This is a genomic window from uncultured Flavonifractor sp. (assembly GCF_944383115.1).
Taxonomy (GTDB): Bacteria; Bacillota; Clostridia; order Oscillospirales; family Oscillospiraceae; genus Flavonifractor.
In genome coordinates, this window is record NZ_CALWOJ010000153.1 from 1 (window position 1) to 2,591 (window position 2,591).

Below are 2,591 nucleotides of genomic sequence, written 5' to 3' on the forward strand. Positions count from 1 at the left end.
CTGCTCTCGTTGTCGCTGACGGCAAAAATGGTCTGGGCGATCATGGCCTTCAGTCTGGACTGGGGCAGGGTGAGGGAGTTCTGATATTCCACCGTGGGCAGCTCGGGGAACTCCTCCGGATCGGTGCCCAGGATGTTGAATTCGCTGGGGCCGCAGGTGATGTGGACCATATAGTGGTCGGTCTGGAAGGTGACGATGTCGTCGGGCAGTTTCCGGATGATCTCGCCGAAGAGCCGGGCGGCCAGCACCAGGGTACCCTCCTCACTGATATCGGCGGGGACGATGGTGCGGATACCGGTGTCCAGGTTGTAGCCGGTGAGCCGCAGCTCCTGGCCGGCCTCCAGCAGGATGCCCTCCAGGGCGGGAATGGAGCTTTTGGGAGAGACCGCCCGGGAGGCGGTGGAGATGGCCGCCTGGAGCAGCGCCTTTTCGCAGGAAAATTTCATATTCGTTTGACCCTCCGTTTCGACGGGAGCGTTCCGCTCCCTGGGATTTTCGCGCTCCTCAGGAGAGAGGAGGGATATAGTTCGTAATAGTAAGCCGTAGGGGAAAATCATGTGGAAAAAGGGCGCAACCGCCTGGGCGGCAAGGGTAAGGCCGTCCACAGGGGTTGTGGACAAAAAAGGCGGGGTTTCCACAGCTTCCGACAGGGAAAAAAGTTATCCACATTCCATTTTCCACATATCCCGATTACAGGGTGGAAATGTGGAAAGGGGTCTGGAAACAGAATATCCAGTCATATTCATGAAATTGGTTCTTTATTCATACCGGGCGTTGATGTTGGCGTTGATGTCCTTGATGACCTCGGCGATCTCGGGGGACTGCTTGGTCAGCTTCTCGATGCGGTCGATGGAGTGCATGACGGTGGTGTGGTCCCGGTTGTCAAACTCCTTGCCGATCTCCTTCAGGGACAGGTTGGTCATGCGGCGGATCTGGTACATGGCGATCTGCCGGGCCAGGGCGGTGTCCTTGGTGCGGCCCTGACCCCGGAGGGCCTCCTCGTCAATGTTGTAGAACTTGCTCACCTCGTCGATGATGATCTCCGGCGAGGGGAGGAACTCCGCCTTGTCCTTGAACATGTCCCGGACGGCCCGGGTGACGGTGTCCACGTCCACGCTCTCCCCCATCAGCTCCTGGAAGGCCAGGATCTTGTTGACGGTGCCCTCGATCTGCCGCACGTTGGAGGTGATGTTCTCGGCAATATACTGGAGGACCGGGTCGGGCAGGTTCATACCCCGGCGGATGGCCTTGGTCTTGATGATGGCCACTCTCGTCTCGTAGTCGGGGGGCTGGATGTCCACGGGCAGGCCCCACTCGAACCGGGTGCGCAGCCGGTCGTCCAGCCGCAGCATCTCCTTGGGGGGACGGTCGGCGGTAAACACGATCTGACGTCCTGCCTCATACAGGGTGTTGAAGGTGTGGAACATCTCCTCCTGGGTGGATTCCCGGCCGGCGATGAATTGCACGTCGTCCATGAGGAACACGTCGGCGGAGCGGTATTTCTCCCGGAACTCCGGGTTGCGGCCCTCACGGATGGCCTGGATCAGCTCGTTGGTGAAGGAGTCGCCCTTGATATACACGATGCGGAAGTCGGGATGGTTCTGATGGATCTTGTGGGCGATGGCATAGAGCAGATGGGTCTTGCCCAGGCCGGACTCGCCGTAGATGAACAGAGGGTTGTAGGTTTGGGCGGGCTGCTCGGCCACCGCCAGGGCGGCGGCGTGGGCGAACTTGTTGGAGGCCCCCACCACAAACCGCTCAAAGGTGTACTCCTCGGTGCCGGGCAGGAACAGATCGTCGTTTTTCTTTTTGCCGTAGCCCTCCAGCTCCCCCTCCCCCAGCACCACCACCTCGAAGTCGGAGGAAAACAGCTCGTGGAGGGCCTTCTGAATGTTGGGCAGGTAGCGGGAGGTGATGATATCCCGCTTGAAGTTGGTGGGGGTGTGGAGTACAAACCGGTTGGACTCCAGCGCCACGGGGGTGGCGTCGTCAAACCAGGTGTTGATGGCGGTGGCTGTCATTTCCCCCTCCATCAGCGAGAGGACCTTGGCCCAGAGATCGGCCGGCAGATTCACGGAGAGACCACCTCTTTCGTAGAAATAAACGGCAGAACAGCGGGCATCAAAAACAAGACCTTGAAAGCCGCGGCTTTCAAGACCTGTAGGTCCCATGTTCGGCCCTCCGCCGCCGCACCGGTTCCGGACGGCGGGATCAGAGATAATTTAACGCATATCATTATAGCAAATTTGCCGCTGGAAAGCAACGATACAATTATAAAAAGAAACTCTTTTCCACCGGGCTTTTCTGTGCCGATGGTAGAGGAAGGGTAAGGTCAGCCACAAGATATGGTATTGTACCGCCAAACGCCGGAAAAAACCAAAAAAGAAACCAAAATAGGAGTTGACACGCCATTTTCAAATAGGCTATAATACCATGTGCATCGTATGCACCCATGCGGTGTAAAGCAGTTTTGTTTGACGACCGCAGCCGAAAGGCTGTTGTGGTGGGCGGGGTAACCCGCTTGATTTTTGTACAGGAGGTGTCCCAACATGGTTCGTACCTATCAGCCCAAGAAGCGCCAGCGCTCCAAG

Annotated in this window: 2 protein-coding genes; both read right to left on the minus strand. The window is 57.9% G+C overall.

What is annotated here, in order from left to right:
- On the minus strand, positions 1–446 hold a 446-nt coding region (locus tag Q0K43_RS10935), incomplete at its 3' end, for a DNA polymerase III subunit beta (RefSeq protein ID WP_297290557.1).
- A 312-nt stretch (positions 447–758) separates the two neighbouring features.
- On the minus strand, positions 759–2,075 hold the full coding sequence (gene dnaA / locus Q0K43_RS10940; RefSeq protein ID WP_297290558.1) for a chromosomal replication initiator protein DnaA: 1,317 nt from the start codon (positions 2,073–2,075) through the stop codon (positions 759–761).
- Positions 2,076–2,591: the final 516 nt, after the last annotated feature.